The sequence below is a fragment of the Ferrovibrio sp. genome, assembly GCF_019636075.1.
GTDB lineage: Bacteria > Pseudomonadota > Alphaproteobacteria > Ferrovibrionales > Ferrovibrionaceae > Ferrovibrio.
In genome coordinates this window covers 63,383-82,457 of record NZ_JAHBYG010000008.1, presented here as the reverse complement: position 1 = coordinate 82,457, position 19,075 = coordinate 63,383, and the positions used below count along the sequence as shown (strand labels likewise).

Below are 19,075 nucleotides of genomic sequence, written 5' to 3'. Positions count from 1 at the left end.
TATCTCACGGAACGCGCAGCCCGCCCAACTTTAGCTATTTCAGGGCTTAACTCGGCAGACCGGCTCGGCCTCGGGAAAATCCGGCAGAGCAGCACTGAGGCTGAGCAGAAAAGCCACCAGCGCGTCGATCTGCGTGTCCGACAGGTTCAGCGGCCGCAGCAGCTTTTCACCATCGGCATGCAGGCGCTCCTCGTTCAGTTCGGAATAATGCCGCACGGCATCGCGCAACGTGGCCAGGCTGCCGTTATGCATGTACGGCGCTGTATGAGCCAGATTGCGCAGGCTGGGCACACGGAACTCGCCCCAATTGCGATGCAGCAGGTCCACATGGCGGGTTTCCGTGCCGGTGCTGCGTGCCGGATCGTCGCTGAATGGGCCGAGCAATGTGTAGTGGCTGTCGCGCAGGCGGCGGATACCAAGATGCCGCCCGGGATCCACCAAGCCTGGCCGCACCGCATAGGGTATGCCGATATCATGGAATTCGCGGTTGGTGAAACCGGGTCCGAAATGACAGACCGCGCATTGCCCCTCGCCGACGAACAGTTTCAGCCCGCGTTGCGCTTCGGCGGAAAATTCAGCCGGTACCGGCTGGTTGGCGGCCATTGCCGTGCGAAAACCATCGAATGGCGTTGGCGCCGAGATCAGGGTTTCCTGAAATGCCGCCAGTGCCTTGGCGGCATTCACCGCAACCCGTTCGTCATCCGCTTCCGGCGCGGTACCGAAAGCCTGGCGATAGCCGCAGGCCAGCGTGGCATCCTTGCGCAACAGACCAGCTATGGCAGCCAGGCTGGAATTCATCTCGACCGGATCGAGCAACGGCCGCAGGCTTTGCGCCCAGAGCGTATCCTGCGCGCCATCCCAGCCAAACCAGCGGTTCCAGCGTATATCCAGCAGACTGGGCGTGTTGCGCAGCAGTCCGCCGGTGCCCGGCTTGCCATCGCTCCAGGCCTTGGCCGGCAGGTGGCAATCGGCGCAGCTTTGTTTGCCATCGCCGCCCAGCCGTTGCTCGAAGAACAACGCCCGTCCGAAAGCGATGGCCTCTGCCCTGCCCGATACGCGATTGCTGGGATCGGGCTGCATGGGCGGCGGCCAGGGCCCGAAACTCTCGATCAGCGCGCGTTCATCGGCGCTGAAATCGATTGCCCAGGCTGGCTGGACCAGCAGGCATAGCAGCAGCAACAGCAGGCGCTTCATCGCACCGTATAGGCCGAGGTCAGCCTTGCGCGGCCCGCGCCGCCTTCGATGTCGAACACGAATTCCCAGGCGCCGGGCATGTGCAGCATCAGGCCTTCGGCGCGATAGCGGCCGCCCCCCAGATCGCGAATGCTGGGGCGGTAATTCATGCCATGGCGATGGGCCGGCATATGGGCATCCACGGCAAGGCCGCGCGGCGGCGGACAAACCGCAATCTCCAGCGCGAATGGCTTACCCAGCGGCATCGGCGCTGGGTCGCTGCGAAAACTGAGGCTCTGGCCATTGCCGGTCAGCGTGGTGGCGGCCTCGAAACCCGGCAGGCAGGCCCAGGCCGGCACGGCAAACATCAGCAGCAGAAGCAAGGCTGCCGGCAGAACCGGCCATCGCATCAATCGGCCTCCAGCATCTTGGCAAACAGCCGCTCGCCATTCTGCCAGCCGATCTTGTCGGCCACATCGCTGGGCAGATCGGCCAGCCAGGCACGGGAATATTTCGCGTGCTCGATCACGTAATACCAGCGCTCGGGCGCGAAGGTATCCGTGCCCACCAGGAAGCGATCGGCATGACGCATGAACACATCGCGCCAAGCCGGTGCCACCTTGCCCTTGCCAGCAGCATCAACGCTGGCCTGATCGTTGCGGAAGGCCAGGTCGGCCCAAAGGGCTGGATGCTTGTCGAGCATTGCGCTCACCTTGTCGGGCTGGTCGAACCCCGAATGCGCCCACAGGATGCGCGCTTGCTGATCCTGCACGAGAACCCGCTGCACGGCCTCGGCATCGCCATGCAGATGCAGATACAGTTTGTATTGCTTGGCCAGTTGCACCATGCGGCGGACCACCGGCAGATCGGCATCGGCGCCATAGATATGGAATTCGCCGATCCCGACATAACGATACCGCGCCAGGCGCTGTTGCAGATAATCGATCACGCTGTCGTCGCGCATCCAGGTGCTGATATCGCTGCGCTTGCGATAGGGCCGCAGCACCGGCAGCACCAGATCGGGCGCCAGGGCATGCAGCTTCTGGGTGCCTTCGTCATCCGAGCTGGATACCATCGCCTTGCGCAAGCCGGCCTGGCGCAGAATCTTCACCGCCTCGGCCGGCGGCACCACATTCCAGGCATCATGGCTGTAATGCAGATGGGCATCGAAAATCGGCATGTCGGCGGCGCGGGCCGGCCCCGCTAAGACCAGGCTAGTCAAGCCCAGGCCAGTCAAGGTCAGGCCAGTCAAGGCCAAGCCAATGAATCCGAGGCGCATGCATTATCTCCCGCCGACAGAATGCGGCGAGACTATACCGCCCAGCCCCGGCGGCCCAATAAAATGCTTGAGATATAAGGGAGAAAATAATGGTCGGAGCGACTGGATTCGAACCAGCGACCCCTACACCCCCAGCGTAGTGCTCTACCAGACTGAGCTACGCTCCGACCGTGTTTAGCTGCCCGGCCGGGAAAGCAGGCGGGGCGGCGAAACGGGGCGCACTATAGCCACGGCCCTCCCCCCGCGCAACCGCGCCGGGGGCTTTGAACCGCTTGTTTCGGAAAGCTTTAGCGCCGCTGGCGGGCGCTCAACTCGGCGTGCAGGCTTTCCAGCGCACCCAGCGTGCTGCGCAGGGTCTGCTTCAGGCCGTTCATGTCCAGCAGGATATCGAAAGGCATCATCACCTGACGCGGATCGGTAACCGGGCGCAGGTCCACCGGCTGCGGCTTCTTTGCTGGCTTCCCGGCCTTCTCCGGCTTGGCAGGCGCTTCCGGGGCGGCCTCGACCTCGACCGCCTTGCCCTGCACCTTGGCCTTCACCGCCTTGGCCAGGCCGCCTTCGCGCAACAGCTTTTGCACGCCGCGGATCGTATAGCCCTGATCATGCAGCAGGCTGCGGATTTCGCGCAGCAGCTCAACATCTTCCACGCGATAATAGCGGCGGCCGCTGGCGCGCTTCACGGGGCGTATGTGATGGAATTTCTTTTCCCAGAACCGCAAGGCATGCTGGGCCACGCCCAGTTCCTCGGCCACTTCGCCTATGGTGCGGAAAGCGCCCTGCGCCTTTTTTTCCGGCTTGTCGGCGGCGGTCTCGGTTTTGGGAAGCTTAGCCACAGCGCTTGAAAATCACAGGGAATTACTCGGAAGCAGGCTTCTTGCGGGTATGCATGCCGGCGTTGATCTTTTCCTTCAGCACATGGCTGGCGCGGAAAACCAGCACTTTGCGCGGGTCGATCGGCACTTCCTGGCCGGTTTTGGGATTGCGGCCCATACGCCCGCCCTTCGAGCGCACCTGGAAGGTGCCGAAGGACGAGATTTTCACCATGTTGTCTGCGATCAGGCTTTCAATGATCTCATTCAGCACAGTCTCCACCAACGCAGCCGACTCGCTGCGGGAGAGCCCGACCTCCTGGTAAATCGCTTCAGCCAATTGCGCGCGCGTCAGAGTGTTCCCTGTCATGCGCCGCCCCCTCGATTAGAATTTGTCTTGGCAAGACGCTAACTTATGCGGTGGGGCGCGTCAATACGAGGTATTGGAGAATCGGGAGGAATCGAGGCTTTCCGTATAAAGCCTACCAACGCACCAGGGCGCTGCCCCAGGTGAAGCCGCCGCCCATGGCTTCCAGCAGCACCAGATCGCCCGGTTTGATACGGCCATCGTTCACCGCTTCGGCCAGTGCCAGCGGCACCGAGGCCGCGGAAGTATTGCCATGGCGCTCCACCGTCAGCACCACCTTGTCGGTGCCCATGCCCAGCTTCTTGGCGGTGCCATCGATGATCCGCTTGTTGGCCTGGTGCGGCACCAGCCAGTCGATATCGCTGGCCGAAAGCCCGGTGGCCGCCAGGGTTTCCTTCACCACATCGGCCAGGTTCACCACGGCATGGCGGAACACTTCCTTGCCCAGCATACGCAGATGGCCGGTGGTTTGGGTGCTGGACGGGCCGCCATCCACATACAGGTAATCATGGTGCCGGCCATCGGAATGCAGATGCGTGCTCAGCACGCCGCGATCCTTGATATCGCCCTGGCCCGCATCGGCCCGCAGCAACAGCGCGCCGGCGCCATCGCCGAACAGCACACAGGTGGTGCGGTCGTTCCAATCCAGGATGCGCGAGAAGGTTTCGGCGCCGATCACCAGCGCCATCTTGCTCTGCCCGGCCTTGATGAAATTATCCGCCACCGCCATGGCATAGACAAAACCCGAGCAGACCGCCTGCACGTCGAAGGCCGCGCCATGATGGATGCCCAACGCTGCCTGCACGCGGCAGGCGGTGGCGGGAAAGGTTTCGTCCGGCGTGGCGGTTGCCAGCACGATCAGGTCGATATCGGTGGCCTGGATACCGGCATGGGCAATCGCCCGCTTGGCCGCTTCCAAGGCAAGATCGGAAGTCTTTTCGCCTTCGGCGGCGATATGGCGCTGACGAATGCCGCTGCGCTCGACGATCCATTCGTCGGTGGTATCCACCATGGTGGACAATTCGGCATTGGTGAGGATGCGGGCAGGAAGATACGCGCCCACCCCGGCAACGACGGACCGGATCATACTGCCTCCCCTACCCGTTCTCTCTTCATCGACCCACCTGCTCACTCAACGGGAGCGGCGGCAACTGACGCGGTAGTAACTGTCTCAGCGATTTGCCCAGTGGTAATTTGTTCTGGCGGCTTCACGGCCAATGCCTCGGCAAAGGCGCCGGCGAAATCTGCCCGGATTCGATCAATCAGCCGATCCTGCGCCATGTCGATGGCGACTTCCAGTGCCGCGCCGAAGCCAACGTCGTCGGTGCCGCCATGGCTTTTCACCACGATACCGTTCAGGCCCAGCATCACGGCGCCATTGTAAAAGCGAGGGTCCATGCGGGCACGCAGCATGGCCAGGCCGGCCGAGGCAAACAGATAGCCGATCTTGGTGAAGATCGAACGCTGGAAGGCGGATCTCAGCAGACTGCCCATCAGCTTGGCGGTGCCTTCGGCGGTCTTCAGCGCCACGTTGCCGGTGAAACCGTCTGTCACCACAACATCCACATCGCCCTTGGCGATATCGTCGCCTTCGATGAAACCGCGAAAATCGAACGGCGCATCCTGCACCGCGCGCAGCAACTCGGCAGCGCCGCGCACTTCGTCATTGCCCTTCAACTCCTCGGCACCCACATTGAGCAGGCCGACGCGCGGACGATGCCGGCCCAGCGCGGAATGCGCAAGGTTGGCGCCCATCACGGCGAACTGCACCAGGTTGCGGGAATCGCATTCCACATTGGCGCCCAGATCCAGCATCACCAACTCGCCGCGCATGGTCGGCAGGAAGGATGCCAGCGCCGGACGGTCGATACCCGGCAGGGTACGCAAAACGAATTTCGCCAAAGCCATCAGCGCGCCGGTATTGCCGGCAGATACCACGGCCTGGGCCTCGCCACGCCCAACCGCATCGATCGCAAGGCGCATCGATGAGTTGCGGCCACGACGCAGAGCATGGCTCGGCTTATCGTCGCTGGCCACTTTCTCGCTGGTATGGCGGATTTCGCTACGCTCCTGCAGCGCCGGATAGCGCTTCAGCAGGGGCTCTATCTGCCCGGCATCGCCGAACAGGATAAAACGCACTTGCGGAAATCTCGGCAGAATGCCCGCTGCGCCCTTGATCACCATTTCGGGGGCGTGGTCGCCCCCCATGGCATCGAGCGCAAGGGTCAAGGTTGCGGGCACGCGCCGAAATCCTTACCCGTTTACTTTGGCGTTCAGGCTGCAGCTTCCGTGCTGGCAACCACTTCACGGCCATCGTAATGGCCGCAAGCGCCGCAAACATGGTGCGGGCGCTTCAGTTCGCCGCAATTCGGGCATTCATGATGCGCAGCGCTCTTGAGCGCGTGGTGCGAACGACCCATGTCGCGCCGCGACTTGGACTTCTTTTTCTTCGGAACAGCCATGACACGTCTCTCTCGTTACGCTTCACCATGGCAGCGATTGCCATGGAAGCGGCGGCCTGCCGGCTGTGACCCTGGCGGGCCTGCAGCACAACCGACCTGTAAAAATCCCCGTCCTTATACTCTCGGGCGCCCCGGGGACCAAGGGCTTGCCGGTAACAATTCAACAGCCTTTTTTCGGCCTGGCTGTTTTCAGCCCGGGCCCTTTTTCAGCTTGGCGAGGGCGGCGAAAGGGCTCACCACGGCCTCGTCTTCCGGCTCTGGCCGGTAGCCGGCCGGAAAATCCGCATCCGGCTTGCGGGGATAGGGATCCAGCGACAAGGCCAATTCCTCGGCCACCGCCTCGCCCATGTCGATCCGGCCATCCTCGATCGGATCGGGCGGGTCTACCGCATCCGGGTCCAGCCAGTCCGGCTCCTCATCGTCCACGCTCGCCTGCAATGGTTCGATCGTCTCGGGCGGCGCATAAATCCGCTCGAAACGCGTCTCCACATGCTCCTTAACCGGCTCCAGCGAAACCACGCAGGTCTGCTCCACATCGGCAACCAGAGTGCCGATCAGGCGGAACTGCCCGTTTTCGGGCGCAGGCTCCAGCCGAACCTCGGCTTCCAGGCTGAATACCGCCGGAATCCGCAACCGCTGAGCCAGAGCCGCGCATTCTGCCGGGCTTGCCTTCAAGCGTGCATTCACCCCTGCCGGGCCGATCTGCACGACCTCCACGACATGGGAAAATTCACTCTGCACAGGCGCCTTGGGCACGATCCTACGACTCCGAGCCGGTCAAGGCGGCGGACCATAAGAGCGCCGGGGCGCTTGGTCAACGCTTTTTATACAGGCTAAATCCGGGGGAAGCCGATCCGCCCGTTCAGCAATGCCTCGGCCGGCTGACCGTCCAGATCGGCCAGGGCGGATCGGGTGTAGCCCGCCAGCCAGGCCAGGTCCGCCTGGGCCGGGTCGGCCACGGTTCCATAGACGTTCCGGCGCAGGGCCTGTTCCAGAACCTCTGGCCCGGCTCCCGCCTCCAGCCCGGCATCATAGGCGCTGGCCCGGCCGAAAAACGCCTGGGCCATCTTTTTCACCTTCTTGCCGACACTGAGATCACCCACCCCGATTTCGCGCAGGTTGGCGTCCATGTCATCGAAAATCAGATCGAAAAGCTGCTGCGATACGGCTTCGCCGGAGTCTCCCAGCGCCCGCAGCCGGCGAAACGCCAGATAGGCATGCAGCACCACCATGTCGAACCGGCCATCCAGGCTGTCGGGCACGCCATGGCCGGCATAAAAAGCCGGTTGCCGCGCCTGCGCCACGATGGCGGCATGCAATGCGCGCACGGGAGCGGACTCGTCACCTCGACCAAAAAGTGAGAAAACATTCTTAAGCATTTGATTTAACTATCTCCATACGCCCAAATAGCGGTGTGTGTTTGCCTTCCGGGCATGAACAGGATAATATCCCACACCCTTAAGAGCGAGTCTCGGACGATGCTGTTGCCGCGTTTCCATAACCTGCGCTGGAAAAATCGGGCGCGTTGGAAAAGTCTGGTCTGCGTGCTGGCCCTGGCGGCTGGTGTGGCGGCCTGCGCGCCGCGTGTCGATTTCCGGGGCGCCAAGATCGATGAAGACGCACTGAAAAGCATTCAGGCCGGCGTGAGCAACCAGAATCAGATTGCCACCCTGCTCGGCTCGCCCTCCACCACCTCCACCTTCGATCAATGGGGCACCACTTGGTATTACATCTCGGCGGAAACCGAGGCTGTGGCCTTCCTGGCGCCCGAGACCATCGACCAGCAGGTGCTGTCGATTGCTTTCGATAAGGAAGGCAAGGTGAAGGAAGTGAAGCGCTATGGCATGAAGGATGGCCGCCAGGTCGACTTCGTGAGCCGCGAGACCCCCACCAAAGGCCGGGAAATCACCGTGCTTGAGCAGTTGCTGGGCAATTTCGGCCGATTCAATAATTCCGGCGCAAGCACCAAGTAACCGAGCCGCCGCATCATGGCGCCCGACACGCCCCCACCGCCATCCGAAACGCCGCCCGAATCCGCATCCCCAAGCGCGCGGCATGGTCTGCGCGCGCGCTGGCATGAATTTCTGCTGGCGCTGACCATCCTCACCCGCCTGCCGCTGCCGGCCGAACATCCCGGCAAGGATGGCGTGGCCGAAGCCGCCTGGGCCTTTGCCCCGGTTGGCGCCGTGATCGGCCTGGTATCGGGCCTGGTCTTCATTGCCGCAACCTGGCTTGGTCTGGGGGTTACCGTGAGCCTGATTCTGGCCATCGGCGCCCAGATCGTACTCACCGGCGCATTGCATGAACGCGGCCTGGCAGCCACCGCCGATGCCGTAATGCTGGGCGATACCGTGCAGAAGCGGGTAGCGCAACTCAGCGAAAACCGCCTGGCCGCCGCCGGCCTGCTGGCCTTGATCGCGGTGTTGAGCTTGCGCCATGGCGCTTTGGCCGAACTGGCCAGCGAGCTGATCGCGGTGGGCGATGATTTCGAGGCCACGGCCAGCTATGGCGTGGCTGTCACCATCGCCTTCATTCTGTCTGGCGCCGCCTCGCGGGTGGTGATGGCCTGGGTATGGAATGCGCTGCCCTCGGCGCGCGAAGAAGATGCCGAATTGGACGGCCATGTCACCCTGCGCGCCGCGCTGATCGGAACCGGCATCGTGGTGGCTTTGGCCGCCCTGCTGCTGAGCTGGCGGCTATTCGTGGTGATGGCCATCGGCCTCACCCTGCTCACGCTTGCCGCCATCGGCCTGCTGCGGCAGCAATTCGGCGGCCAGGCCGCTCAGCCATTGGGCGGCGTGCAGCAAAGCGCGGAAATCTTCGTGCTGCTCTGCCTGAGCGTGATGGCCGTACCGGTCTGACCGATCAGGCCGACGGCTTGAAAGCCTGCTGAATGGCTTGAAACGCCGGCAGCGCCTCATGCCGCTGCCAATGCGCATGCAGGGCCGGATATTCCTTCAGGTCGAACAGCCCGGGATGGGCATCGTTGAGAAACCGCAAAGCCACGGTCACCGCGATATCGGCATGGCCGATCCGCTCGCCGAACCAATGCGGCGTCGGCTTCGCTGCGCGCTCGGCCTCCAGCACATCCAGCACGCCGCCGATCTGCTGGCGGCAGCGCTGCACCCAGATATCCGACACGGCATCGTGCAGGCGCTTTTCGTAGAACAGGCTGACGGTCTTCTCCGCCATGCCGGTGGCCAGCGCGGCAATCTTCAGCGCCAGATGCCGCGCCGGTTCGGCAGCCGGAAAAAGCCGCTCTCCGGCCGGCGCCAGGTTATCGAGATAATCCAGAATGCTGTGGCTCTCGATCAGCGATGAGCCATCCGCCAGCACCAGCGTGGGTACGCGCACCAGTGGATTATACGGCCGGATCTTGTCGGGGTCGCCGAATACCGACCATGGCTGCTGCTTGAATGGCAGGCCATACAACGTGAGCGCAATGCCCACCCGGCGCACGAAGGGGGAGTCGTATTGTCCGATCAGGATCATGGTCATGGCGGCAGCCTGCCATGAAAGCCGCAAAAGAAAAAGGCCGGGTTTGCACCCGGCCTTTTCCGTTGCATTTGCAGCGAAGCTTAGTGCGCCAGCATCGCCAGCAGCAGCAAGGCCACGATGTTGGTGATCTTGATCAGCGGGTTCACCGCCGGGCCGGCCGTGTCCTTGTAGGGATCGCCGACGGTATCGCCGGTCACGGCAGCCTTATGGGCGTCCGAGCCCTTGCCGCCATGATTGCCTTCTTCGATGTACTTCTTGGCGTTGTCCCAAGCGCCGCCGCCGGCGGTCATGGAAATCGCCACGAAGACGCCGGTGACGATCACGCCCAGCAGCATCGCACCCACTGCCGCAAAAGCAGCGGCCTGGCCGGCGATCCAGCTGATCACGAAATACAGCACGATCGGGCTGAGCACGGGCAGCAGGCTGGGGATGATCATTTCCTTGATCGCGGCAGCGGTCAGCAGATCGACGGCCTTGGAATAATCCGGCTTCGCCGTACCTTCCATGATGCCCTTGATCTCCTTGAACTGCCGGCGCACCTCAACCACCACCGAACCGGCGGCGCGGCCCACGGCGGTCATGCCCATGGCACCGAAGAGATACGGCAGCAGACCGCCGATCAGCAGGCCCACCACGACGTAGGGGTTGCTGAGCGAGAAGTCGATCGTCACGCCCTTGAAGAAGTGCTTCAGATCTTCCGTGTAGGCGGCGAACAGCACCAGCGAGCCGAAGCCGGCCGAACCGATGGCATAGCCCTTGGTCACGGCCTTGGTGGTGTTGCCCACGGCATCCAGCGCGTCGGTGGTCTTGCGCACGTCCTTCGGCAGGTCCGACATTTCGGCGATGCCGCCGGCATTGTCGGTAACCGGGCCATAGGCATCCAGTGCCACCACCATGCCTGCCAGAGCCAGCATGGTGGTCACCGCGATTGCGATGCCCAGCAGACCGGCCAGCAGATTGGTGGCGATGATGCCGCCGACGATGAACAAAGCCGGCAGAGCGGTGGCTTCCATCGACACCGCGAGGCCCTGGATCACGTTGGTGCCATGGCCGGTGGTGGACGACTGCGCCACGCTGCGCACCGGGCGATATTCGGTGGAGGTGTAATACTCCGTCGCCCAGACGATCAGCGCGGTGACGACCAGACCGATGATGCCGCACCAGAACAGGCTCATCGCCGTGAAGGTCTTGCCCGACACGGTGAAGCTGGCATCCATGCCGCCGAGCACCCAGCCGGTGATCGGATAGAGCGCGATGGCCGAAAGGATACCGGTAACGATCAGGCCTTTGTAGAGCGCACCCATGATGTTCTGCGAGGCGCCCAGCTTGACGAAGTAGGTGCCGATCACCGAGGTGATGATGCAGGCGCCCGAGATCACCAGCGGATACAGCATGAACTTCGCCGCCGTGGCCGGATCGGCCACGAAGTAGATCGAGCACAGCACCATGGTGGCGACGATGGTCACCGCATAGGTCTCGAACAGGTCGGCGGCCATGCCGGCGCAATCGCCCACATTGTCGCCCACGTTGTCGGCGATCACGGCCGGGTTGCGCGGGTCATCTTCCGGGATACCGGCTTCCACCTTACCCACCAGGTCGGCGCCCACATCGGCGCCCTTGGTGAAGATACCGCCGCCCAGACGGGCGAAGATCGAAATCAGCGAGGAACCGAAGCCGAGAGCCACCAGCGCATCGATGATCTCGCGCGAGCCGGCGCCGGTCTGCAGCAGCACCATGTAGTAGATGGCCACGCCCAGCAGGGCCAGGCCAACCACCAGCATGCCGGTGACGGCGCCCGACTTGAAGGCCAGGTCCAAGCCCTGCGCCAGGCCCTGACGCGAAGCCTCGGCCGTGCGCACATTGGCACGCACGGAAACGTTCATGCCGACATAGCCGGCCACGCCCGACAGCACCGCGCCGATCACGAAGCCGATGGCGACCTTGAGGCCGAGGGTGAAGAGCAGGATCGCGCAAACCACCACGCCCACCAGGGCGATGGTGCGGTATTGGCGGTTCAGGTAAGCGGAGGCGCCTTCCTGGATCGCGGCAGCGATTTCCTGCATGCGCGCATTGCCGGGCGAAGCCGACAGCACGGATTTCGACGTGACGAAGCCATAGGCCAGGGCGATGACGCCGCAAGCAATGGCAAACCACAACTCGGTCATGGTGTTCCCCTTGTTTCCTCAATTTATACGTTTGGCACTTGGCGGTCCGACTCTGCATCGGGCCGCATTCCGTGGCGACAATGCCAGATAGCCGTATACCGCGCAATGCCCCCTACCCTGTCCGGATGGCGGGTTTTATGGGGTTTTTAGCCAGCCGATTAAACCAGGCCGGGGCGCCGGTTGCGCTGCATCAACAGCCAGATCGCCGCCAGCCCGGCCATGATCACGAAGGGCAGACCGGAATAGCTGATCCATTCCCAGCCCCAGTGATACAGCAGCTTGCCGGAACCGAGCGAGGCCAGGGCTACGGTGCCGAAGACCAGGAAATCGTTCAGCGCCTGGGTCTTGGCCCGCTCCGCCGGGTGGTAGGTCTCGGTCAGCAATGTGGTGCCGCCGATATACATGAAGTTCCAGCCCACCCCGAGCAGCAGCAGCGATACCACGAAATGCATCACCTCCACGCCAGCCAGCGCCACCGCCATGCAGATCACATTGAGTATGGCGCCGGCCACGATCACCCGCAGCACGCCGAAACGGGCAATCAGGTGGCCGGTGAAAAAACTAGGGAAGAACATGCCGAAGACATGCCATTGAATCGCCGTGGCGGCATCGTCGAACGGATGCTGGCAAAGCTGCATCGCCAGCGGCGTTGCCGTCATCATCAGGTTCATCACGCCATAGCCGAACATGCCGGCCAGCGCGGCCACCGCGAATGTTGGCTGGCGCACGATCTCCGATAGCGGCCGGCCGGTTTCCTTCAATTCGGCCATGGTCGGATTGGGAATGGTCACCAAGGTCAGCACGCAGAGCACCAGCAAAGGCAGGATGCCGGCTGCGATGTAAGAGCCGAGAAACAGATAGGGCGACAGAATCTCGCGGGTATGCTTGGCGATTTCAGGCCCCATGAAGGCTGCCACCAGGCCGCCCACCATCACCCAGGAAATCGCTCGGCTTTTGAAAGCCGGAGGCGCGATATCGGCAGCGGCGAAACGATAGAGTTGTACGAAGGCGGTGGAAGCGCCGAAAATCATCGCGCCCAGGCAGAATAGCCAGAAAGTCTGCAGATAAATCGCCGTGGCGGCGATGAAGGAGCCCGACGTACCGATCAAGCAGCCAATCATGAAGCCGAGCTTGCGGCCATAGCGGCGCATGAACATCGAAGCCGGAATAGTGGCCAGTGCCGTGCCGCCCACCACGAAGGTAACCGGCAATGTGGCATAGGCCTTGTCATCCACCAGCAGGAATCCGGCTAGGCCGCCTAGCGTAACCTGCAAGGTGGTGGCCGAATTGCCCAAGGCCATGCACACAGCCAGAATGAACACATTGCGCTTGGCGCCGGCCTCAGTCATCACCGCAGACATCGTTTGCAAATCCTATTTAAGCGGCGCCACGATATTCAGCAGCAGAACCTGGGTTACCACATCCTTGCCCATCACCTCGTCGGTGGGGCCGCGCAGACGTTGCTTGATATCGGCCAGATCCTTGGCTTCGAAACGCGCCGGCACTTTCAATGGCTCGCTCTTCAGCAATTCGCGGATATAGCGGTCGCGCAGGATATGCATCTTGGCATTGATCGCGGGCACATTGTCCGGCGGTGCTTCCAGATGCAGGATCAGAATCACTTCGCGCGGCTGCTTCTGCCCCTCGGGCTGAACCCAGACGCTGAACGGATCCATCGGAATAAAGGCCGGACGTTTTACCGGCGCCGGCGGCGGCGGCTCGTCGGCATGCTCGGTCTCGGGCTGTTTGGCAAATACGATCAGATACGCCACCACACCGCCGCCGGCCAAGGCCAGCAACACCAGAATAGCGATGATGATCAGTATCAGCTTGCGGCCCAAAGCCAGCCTCTTTCAACGACTCTAAATCAGGAAGCACGGGGTATTTTAATCCCAGTTCAGAAATGTTGAAAGCCGCCCGCCGGCACATCCAGTCTGTTGCCATCGGCCGCCATAACCTGCACCCCGCTACCAGGCAGAAATGTGCCGATCCGCGTGATGGCCACGCCGCTGCTGTTGGCCAGATCTGGCAAGGCGGCATCCAGTTCAGGCGGCGCGGCGAACAGGATTTCGTAATCATCGCCGCCGGTCAGCATGCCGGCAAGCAAATCCGGTTGCCGCGCCACGCATTCGGCTGCCGGCGCCGATAGCGGCACCCGCGCCGCGTCGATCCGTACCGCCAAACCCGCGCCATGCGCCAGATGGCCGGCATCCTGCACCAGGCCATCGGACACATCGAGGGCGGCATGCACCCTGCCCTGCAATCTCTGGCCAAGATTCACGCGCGGCGACGGCAAATCAAGCCGTGTGCCGAAATAAGCCAAGGCGGCGGCAGGGAATGCCTGACCATGCAACCGCGCACGCAAAGCCAGCGCGGCATCGCCGATGCTGCCGGAAACATAAAGGGCATCGCCGGCCTGTGCGCCATTTCGGCGCAGCATGCAGCCTTTCGGCACCAACCCGATGGCAGTGATGGAAACCAGGATACGCTCGGGCTGGCGCACCGTATCGCCGCCGCTCAGGCTGATGCCGTATTCGGCCTGGTCGGCGGCAAGCCCGGCCGCGAAAGCCGCCATCCAGGCCTCGTCGGGGGCCTGCGGCAAACCGAGTACCATCTGGTAGCAATAGGGTTTCGCACCCTTGGCCGCGAGATCGGATAAGTTCACCCGCAATGCCTTGCGCGCGATATTGCCCGGGCCATCGCTGGCCAGGAAATGCACGCCCTCGATCATCGCATCGGTGGTCAGCACCAGGTCGAAACCGGGGGGCGGAGAAATCAGCGCCGCATCGTCGGTGAGATTGAAGGCACCCGGCAGGCCCAGACTGAGCGGAGCCAGATGCCTGGCGATCAGCGCAAATTCGCCAAGGCGTTCCGGCCCTGGCATGGCCTAGAACTCGTTCGGCCGCAGCCGGCGTGCCAGGGCATCCAATGCGCCGTTGGCCAGTTTGATTTCGCCGGCCGAGAAGAAAGCCCGCACCACGCCCATATATTCGTCGATCACGGTCAGCGCCGGCACATCTATGCGCATCAGCAATTCATAGCCGGCGGCGCGCAGGCAGCAGCGCAGAATGGCTTCCAGGCGATCGAAGGATTCCACGCGCGGCAGCACGGCGCGGATATTCTCGTCGATATCGGATTGCTTCTTGGCGGTGCCGCGCACGATATCGGCAAACCAATCGGCATCGGCCTCGCGCAGTTTCTCGCCTTCCTGCTCGGCTTCCAGGCGGTGGCTGCGGAAATCGTGAATCACGCCTTCTGCTGCCGCGCCGGAGAATTCGATTTCATACAGCGCCTGCACGGCAAACAACCGTGCCACCGAACGGCGACCGGCCGGTTTATGCTTGCCTTGATTCGGCGCCTTGCTGCTGCCGGCGGCACCAGCGCTCATAGCGCGAATAACTGCTTGAGGCCGATCATCGCCACGCAGGCCAGAGCCGCATCGCCGCCCTTGTTCTGGCGATCGGTACGCGCACGATCCCAGGCCTGGTCCTCATTCTCAACGGTAAGAATGCCGTTGCCGATGGCCAACTGGAAATCCAGCGCAAGCTGCTGCAGGCCACGGGCGCTTTCGTTGGTGACGATGTCGTAATGGGTGGTTTCGCCACGGATCACGCAGCCCAGCGCCACATAGCCGTCATAAGCCTTGGAACCGGTGCGGTTCATGGCGAAACGGATGGCGGCGGGAATTTCCAGCGCACCAGGCACATCGATCCGGTCGTATTCGAAATCCGATGCCTCGATAGCTGCCTTGGCGCCCTCGAACAGCGCATCGGCAATGTCTTCGTAATACCGGGCTTCGACGATCAGCACGCGGGGTTTGCGGATATCCAGGCTCAGCGGGCCGGCCAGCTGGCTTTTCGCGGTGGAGAATTTCTTGAGCCGGGCTGCGGGTTTTCCAGCCTTCTTGGCCGGGTTCTTCTTAGCCGCGTTCTTCTTGCCGAGCTTTTTGGGCGCGCGCGCAACCATGCTCAAACCTCCTTCTGGGCCTGAATAGGCCGGGTCTCTATAACCGAAAGACCATAGCCTTCGAGGCCGACGATATTGCGTTCGGTGTTGGACAGCACGATCATCTCGCGCACCCCGAGATCCAGCAGGATCTGTGCGCCGATGCCATAATCCCGAAGATCGGCCGGGTTTTCAACCGGCTGTCCCAGCTTGCGCCGCATCAGGTCAGACAACGCGGTGGGGCGCGGTTCGCGGATCAGCACCACCACGCCACGGCCGGCCTGGCTTATCATCTGCATCGCGCCATGCAGCACGCCGGAACGGCCGCCATGGTCGCCCAGCAGATCCTCGATCACATTCACCGCATGCATGCGCACCATCACCGGCGGGCTGCCCGGCGCGGCCACCTGCGAAACATCGCCCTTCACCAGCGCGATATGCTCGGCATATTCCACGCTGTTGCGATACACGATCATGCGGAATTCGCCGCCCCAGATGCTCTGGATTTCGCCTTCCACAACGCGGCCCACCAGGTTGTCGTGGCGGCGGCGATAGGCGATCAGGTCGGCGATGGTGCCGATCTTCAGGCCATGGAATTGCGCAAAGCGCACCAGATCGGGCAGCCGGGCCATTGTGCCGTCGTCGTTCATGATCTCGCAGATCACGCCAGACGGGTCGTAGCCGGCAAGCCGGGCGATATCCACCGCGGCTTCGGTATGGCCGGCACGCACCAGGGTGCCGCCATCGCGGGCCATCAGCGGAAAGATATGGCCGGGCGTGGCGATATCCTGGGCGCCACAGCTGGGATCGATGGCCACCGCAACGGTACGCGCACGATCAGCCGCCGAGATGCCGGTGGTCACGCCTTCCCGCGCCTCGATGGAAATCGTGAAAGCCGTGCCGTGGCGCGAGGAATTGTTCTGCGCCATCAGCGGCAATTGCAGCTTCTCGCAGCGTTCGCGGGTCAGCGACAGGCAGATCAGGCCACGGCCGAAGCGGGCCATGAAGTTGATCGCGTCGGCATCGCATTTCTGCGCCGGGATATAGAGATCGCCTTCATTCTCGCGATCCTCCTCATCCACCAGGATCACCATACGGCCCTTGCGGGCTTCGTCGATGATCTCTTCGGCGCCGGCGATGTAGCGTTTCAAATCGAAAATATCAGCGTCACTCACGTATTCACCCAATCGCGCAGGCGGGCGACATAGCGCGCCAACGTGTCCACTTCGAAATTCACCTTATCGCCCATCGCCAGCTTGCCCAGCGTGGTTACCTGCTGGGTATGCGGGATCAGGTTGATGCCAAACACATTGCCCTGCACCGCGTTCACCGTCAGCGATACGCCATCCAGGGCCACCGAGCCCTTGGCGGCCACGAAACCGGCCAGGGCATTCGGAACACGGAAGTCCAGCCGCAGGGAATCTCCCTCCGGCACGGCCGTCACCACCTCGGCCAGGCCATCCACATGGCCCGACACGATATGGCCGCCCAATTCGTCGCCCACCTTGAGGCTGCGCTCCAGGTTGATGCGCCGCCCCGGCTGCCATTCGCCGGCATTGGTGCAGGCCAGGGTTTCGGCGGAGGCTTCCACGTCGAACCAGTCGGCCCCGGTAGCGATCACGGTGAGGCAGATGCCCGAACAGCAGATCGAGGCCCCGATATCGATCGAGGCCGTGTCATAGCTGGTCTGGATGCGGAAACGGGTATCCCCGCGCTGCTCCCGCGCCTGGATTGTGCCGATATCGGTAACGATGCCTGTAAACATGGGGCCTATTACTAAAGCGGGCGGGCAAAGGTTTCCAGCAGGTCGCCGTCCAAATTATCGCTGCCGACCCGCCGCCAGCGCAGCGCTTCCGCAACGGTATCCACCCCGAAACCGGCGATTCCGGGCAAACCGTCGCCGCCGATGGCAATCGGGGCCCTGAACCAGTGCAGGCGGTCCACCAGATCGGCCCGCACCAGGCTGGCTGCCAACTGGCCGCCGCCTTCCACCAGCAAACGGGTGATCCCACGCCCGGCCAGGGCTTCCAATGCCCGGCGGATATCGGGAAATCCATCCGCCCCGGCCACAATCGGCAACAATTCCACCCCGCAACCGGCAAAGGCTTCCGAACGCACCGGATCGGCATCCTCGCGGGTGACGATCCATGTCGGGTGCTGGCGGGCGGAGGCAACCAGTTTCGAGGTGAGGGAAAGCCGCAGCCGGCCATCCATGATCACCCGGATGGCGGGGCGCAGCGGCAGACCGGGCAGACGGCAGGTCAGGTCCGGATCGTCCTGCAAGGCGGTGTTGCTGCCCACCATGATGGCGTCATGCCGGGCGCGCAGCAGATGGGCGCGTTGGCGCGACAACGGATTGGTGATCCATTTGCTGTCGCGGCTATGGGTGGCGATGCGGCCATCCAGGCTGGTGGCCAGTTTCAGGCTTACCATCGGGCGGCCCTGGCTGCGGTGCAGCAGAAAGCCGAGTTGCAATTCTGCCGCCTCGTCGCCCAGGCACCCCACATCCACCTGGATGCCGGCTTCGCGCAGCATCGTAAAACCCTGGCCATTCACCCTGGGATCGGGATCTTCCAGCGCCGCCACGCAGCGGGCAATCCCGGCCTGGATCAGCGCATCGGCGCAGGGCGGCGTGCGGCCATGATGGCTGCAAGGTTCCAATGTTACATAGGCTGTGGCGCCACGCGCGGCCTCGCCGGCTTGCGCCAGGGCATGGGTTTCGGCATGGGGCCTGCCGCCGGGCTGGGTCCAGCCCCGCCCCACCACGGCGCCATCCTTCACCAGCACGCAGCCGACCGAAGGATTGGGCCAGGTGTTGCCCAGGCCGCGCGCTGCCAGACCCAACGCCAGACGCATCCAGCGTTCGTCGGCGGCGCGCTGTGCTTTAGTCATCGTCGGCGCCGCTGCCGCTCAGCGAACCGATGAATTCCTCAAAATCCTTCGCCTCGCGGAAATTGCGATAGACCGAGGCGAACCGCACATAGGCCACCTTGTCCAACGCTGCCAGGCCATCCATCACCAATTCGCCGATGGTGTCTGACTTGATTTCGTTCTCGCCCATGCTTTCCAGGCGGCGCACGATGCCATTGATCAGACGCTCGATGCGGTCCGGGTCGATCGGCCGCTTGCGGGTAGCGATCTGGATCGAGCGGGCCAGCTTGTCGCGGTCGAACGGCACCTTCAGGCCGTTTTTCTTCAGCACCGTCAATTCACGCAACTGAATGCGTTCGAAGGTGGTGAAGCGCGCCCCGCAATTGGGGCAGAAACGACGGCGCCGGATCGCCGAGTTATCCTCGGTGGGCCGGGAATCCTTTACCTGGGTGTCGTCATTGCCGCAAAACGGACAACGCATATCCGGTCCTCCCCCTTCACGCCCC

At 63.1% G+C, this 19,075-nt stretch carries 23 protein-coding genes and 1 tRNA gene; 2 read left to right on the top strand and 22 right to left on the bottom strand.

Annotation, left to right across the window (positions count from 1 at the left end; translation table 11 throughout):
- Positions 1-39 precede the first annotated feature (39 nt).
- The 11 genes from KF827_RS05805 to KF827_RS05755 form a co-directional block, all read right to left on the bottom strand.
- Positions 40-1,194 carry a cytochrome c peroxidase gene (locus KF827_RS05805; RefSeq protein ID WP_291001736.1) on the bottom strand — a complete coding sequence of 385 codons (1,155 nt, stop codon included), beginning with the start codon at positions 1,192-1,194 and terminating at the stop codon, positions 40-42.
- On the bottom strand, positions 1,191-1,583 hold the full coding sequence (locus KF827_RS05800; protein WP_291001732.1) for a hypothetical protein: 393 nt from the start codon (positions 1,581-1,583) through the stop codon (positions 1,191-1,193). The genes KF827_RS05805 and KF827_RS05800 overlap by 4 nt, the downstream gene beginning before the upstream one ends.
- Complete coding sequence (locus tag KF827_RS05795; RefSeq protein ID WP_291001729.1) at positions 1,583-2,452, bottom strand: amidohydrolase; 870 nt, start codon at positions 2,450-2,452, stop codon at positions 1,583-1,585. The genes KF827_RS05800 and KF827_RS05795 overlap by 1 nt, the downstream gene beginning before the upstream one ends.
- 90 nt (positions 2,453-2,542) lie before the next feature.
- A tRNA-Pro gene (locus KF827_RS05790) sits at positions 2,543-2,619 on the bottom strand.
- 120 nt (positions 2,620-2,739) lie between these two features.
- Positions 2,740-3,285, bottom strand: a complete 546-nt coding sequence (locus KF827_RS05785; protein WP_291001726.1) for a MerR family transcriptional regulator — start codon at positions 3,283-3,285, stop codon at positions 2,740-2,742.
- A gap of 22 nt (positions 3,286-3,307) precedes the next feature.
- Complete coding sequence (locus KF827_RS05780; RefSeq protein WP_291001723.1) at positions 3,308-3,631, bottom strand: integration host factor subunit alpha; 324 nt, start codon at positions 3,629-3,631, stop codon at positions 3,308-3,310.
- A 112-nt stretch (positions 3,632-3,743) separates the two neighbouring features.
- Positions 3,744-4,715 carry a beta-ketoacyl-ACP synthase III gene (locus KF827_RS05775; protein ID WP_291001720.1) on the bottom strand — a complete coding sequence of 324 codons (972 nt, stop codon included), beginning with the start codon at positions 4,713-4,715 and terminating at the stop codon, positions 3,744-3,746.
- A gap of 41 nt (positions 4,716-4,756) precedes the next feature.
- The gene (gene plsX / locus KF827_RS05770) at positions 4,757-5,869 is read right to left on the bottom strand and encodes a phosphate acyltransferase PlsX (RefSeq protein WP_291001717.1); all 1,113 of its coding nucleotides are present in this window, start codon (positions 5,867-5,869) and stop codon (positions 4,757-4,759) included.
- Between the two features lie 32 nt (positions 5,870-5,901).
- The gene (gene rpmF, locus KF827_RS05765) at positions 5,902-6,090 is read right to left on the bottom strand and encodes a 50S ribosomal protein L32 (RefSeq protein WP_291001714.1); all 189 of its coding nucleotides are present in this window, start codon (positions 6,088-6,090) and stop codon (positions 5,902-5,904) included.
- Between the two features lie 189 nt (positions 6,091-6,279).
- Positions 6,280-6,846, bottom strand: coding sequence for a DUF177 domain-containing protein (locus tag KF827_RS05760; RefSeq protein WP_291001712.1), 567 nt, complete (start codon positions 6,844-6,846; stop codon positions 6,280-6,282).
- A gap of 77 nt (positions 6,847-6,923) precedes the next feature.
- Complete coding sequence (locus KF827_RS05755; RefSeq protein WP_291001709.1) at positions 6,924-7,418, bottom strand: ubiquinol-cytochrome C chaperone family protein; 495 nt, start codon at positions 7,416-7,418, stop codon at positions 6,924-6,926.
- A gap of 150 nt (positions 7,419-7,568) precedes the next feature.
- Between KF827_RS05755 and KF827_RS05750 the strand changes: the two genes are divergently transcribed.
- Positions 7,569-8,063 (top strand): outer membrane protein assembly factor BamE, encoded by a 495-nt coding sequence (locus KF827_RS05750; RefSeq protein WP_291001706.1) that lies wholly within the window; start codon positions 7,569-7,571, stop codon positions 8,061-8,063.
- A gap of 15 nt (positions 8,064-8,078) precedes the next feature.
- Positions 8,079-8,951, top strand: coding sequence for an adenosylcobinamide-GDP ribazoletransferase (locus KF827_RS05745; protein WP_291001702.1), 873 nt, complete (start codon positions 8,079-8,081; stop codon positions 8,949-8,951).
- 4 nt (positions 8,952-8,955) lie between these two features.
- On the opposite strand, the gene KF827_RS05740 is transcribed toward KF827_RS05745, so the two are convergent.
- From KF827_RS05740 to nrdR, 11 genes are all read right to left on the bottom strand, one after another.
- Positions 8,956-9,588 (bottom strand): glutathione S-transferase family protein, encoded by a 633-nt coding sequence (locus tag KF827_RS05740; RefSeq protein WP_291001699.1) that lies wholly within the window; start codon positions 9,586-9,588, stop codon positions 8,956-8,958.
- Between the two features lie 80 nt (positions 9,589-9,668).
- Positions 9,669-11,753 (bottom strand): sodium-translocating pyrophosphatase, encoded by a 2,085-nt coding sequence (locus tag KF827_RS05735; protein WP_291001695.1) that lies wholly within the window; start codon positions 11,751-11,753, stop codon positions 9,669-9,671.
- A gap of 158 nt (positions 11,754-11,911) precedes the next feature.
- On the bottom strand, positions 11,912-13,114 hold the full coding sequence (locus KF827_RS05730) for an MFS transporter (RefSeq protein ID WP_291001692.1): 1,203 nt from the start codon (positions 13,112-13,114) through the stop codon (positions 11,912-11,914).
- 12 nt (positions 13,115-13,126) lie between these two features.
- Positions 13,127-13,594 carry a hypothetical protein gene (locus KF827_RS05725; protein ID WP_291001689.1) on the bottom strand — a complete coding sequence of 156 codons (468 nt, stop codon included), beginning with the start codon at positions 13,592-13,594 and terminating at the stop codon, positions 13,127-13,129.
- A 56-nt stretch (positions 13,595-13,650) separates the two neighbouring features.
- On the bottom strand, positions 13,651-14,637 hold the full coding sequence (thiL, locus tag KF827_RS05720; protein ID WP_291001680.1) for a thiamine-phosphate kinase: 987 nt from the start codon (positions 14,635-14,637) through the stop codon (positions 13,651-13,653).
- A gap of 3 nt (positions 14,638-14,640) precedes the next feature.
- Positions 14,641-15,141, bottom strand: coding sequence for a transcription antitermination factor NusB (gene nusB, locus KF827_RS05715; RefSeq protein WP_291001677.1), 501 nt, complete (start codon positions 15,139-15,141; stop codon positions 14,641-14,643).
- Positions 15,138-15,719 (bottom strand): 6,7-dimethyl-8-ribityllumazine synthase, encoded by a 582-nt coding sequence (locus KF827_RS05710; RefSeq protein WP_367273121.1) that lies wholly within the window; start codon positions 15,717-15,719, stop codon positions 15,138-15,140. The genes nusB and KF827_RS05710 overlap by 4 nt, the downstream gene beginning before the upstream one ends.
- Before the next feature lie 2 nt (positions 15,720-15,721).
- Entirely contained in the window at positions 15,722-16,873 is a 1,152-nt protein-coding gene (gene ribB / locus KF827_RS05705; RefSeq protein ID WP_291001674.1) for a 3,4-dihydroxy-2-butanone-4-phosphate synthase, read from the bottom strand.
- On the bottom strand, positions 16,870-17,463 hold the full coding sequence (locus KF827_RS05700) for a riboflavin synthase (RefSeq protein ID WP_291001671.1): 594 nt from the start codon (positions 17,461-17,463) through the stop codon (positions 16,870-16,872). The genes ribB and KF827_RS05700 overlap by 4 nt, the downstream gene beginning before the upstream one ends.
- Before the next feature lie 11 nt (positions 17,464-17,474).
- Positions 17,475-18,590, bottom strand: coding sequence for a bifunctional diaminohydroxyphosphoribosylaminopyrimidine deaminase/5-amino-6-(5-phosphoribosylamino)uracil reductase RibD (gene ribD / locus KF827_RS05695; RefSeq protein WP_291001666.1), 1,116 nt, complete (start codon positions 18,588-18,590; stop codon positions 17,475-17,477).
- A complete protein-coding gene (gene nrdR / locus KF827_RS05690; RefSeq protein WP_291001663.1) occupies positions 18,583-19,050 on the bottom strand; it encodes a transcriptional regulator NrdR in 468 nt (155 codons plus the stop codon). Before nrdR ends, ribD begins: the two co-directional genes overlap by 8 nt.
- Positions 19,051-19,075: the final 25 nt, after the last annotated feature.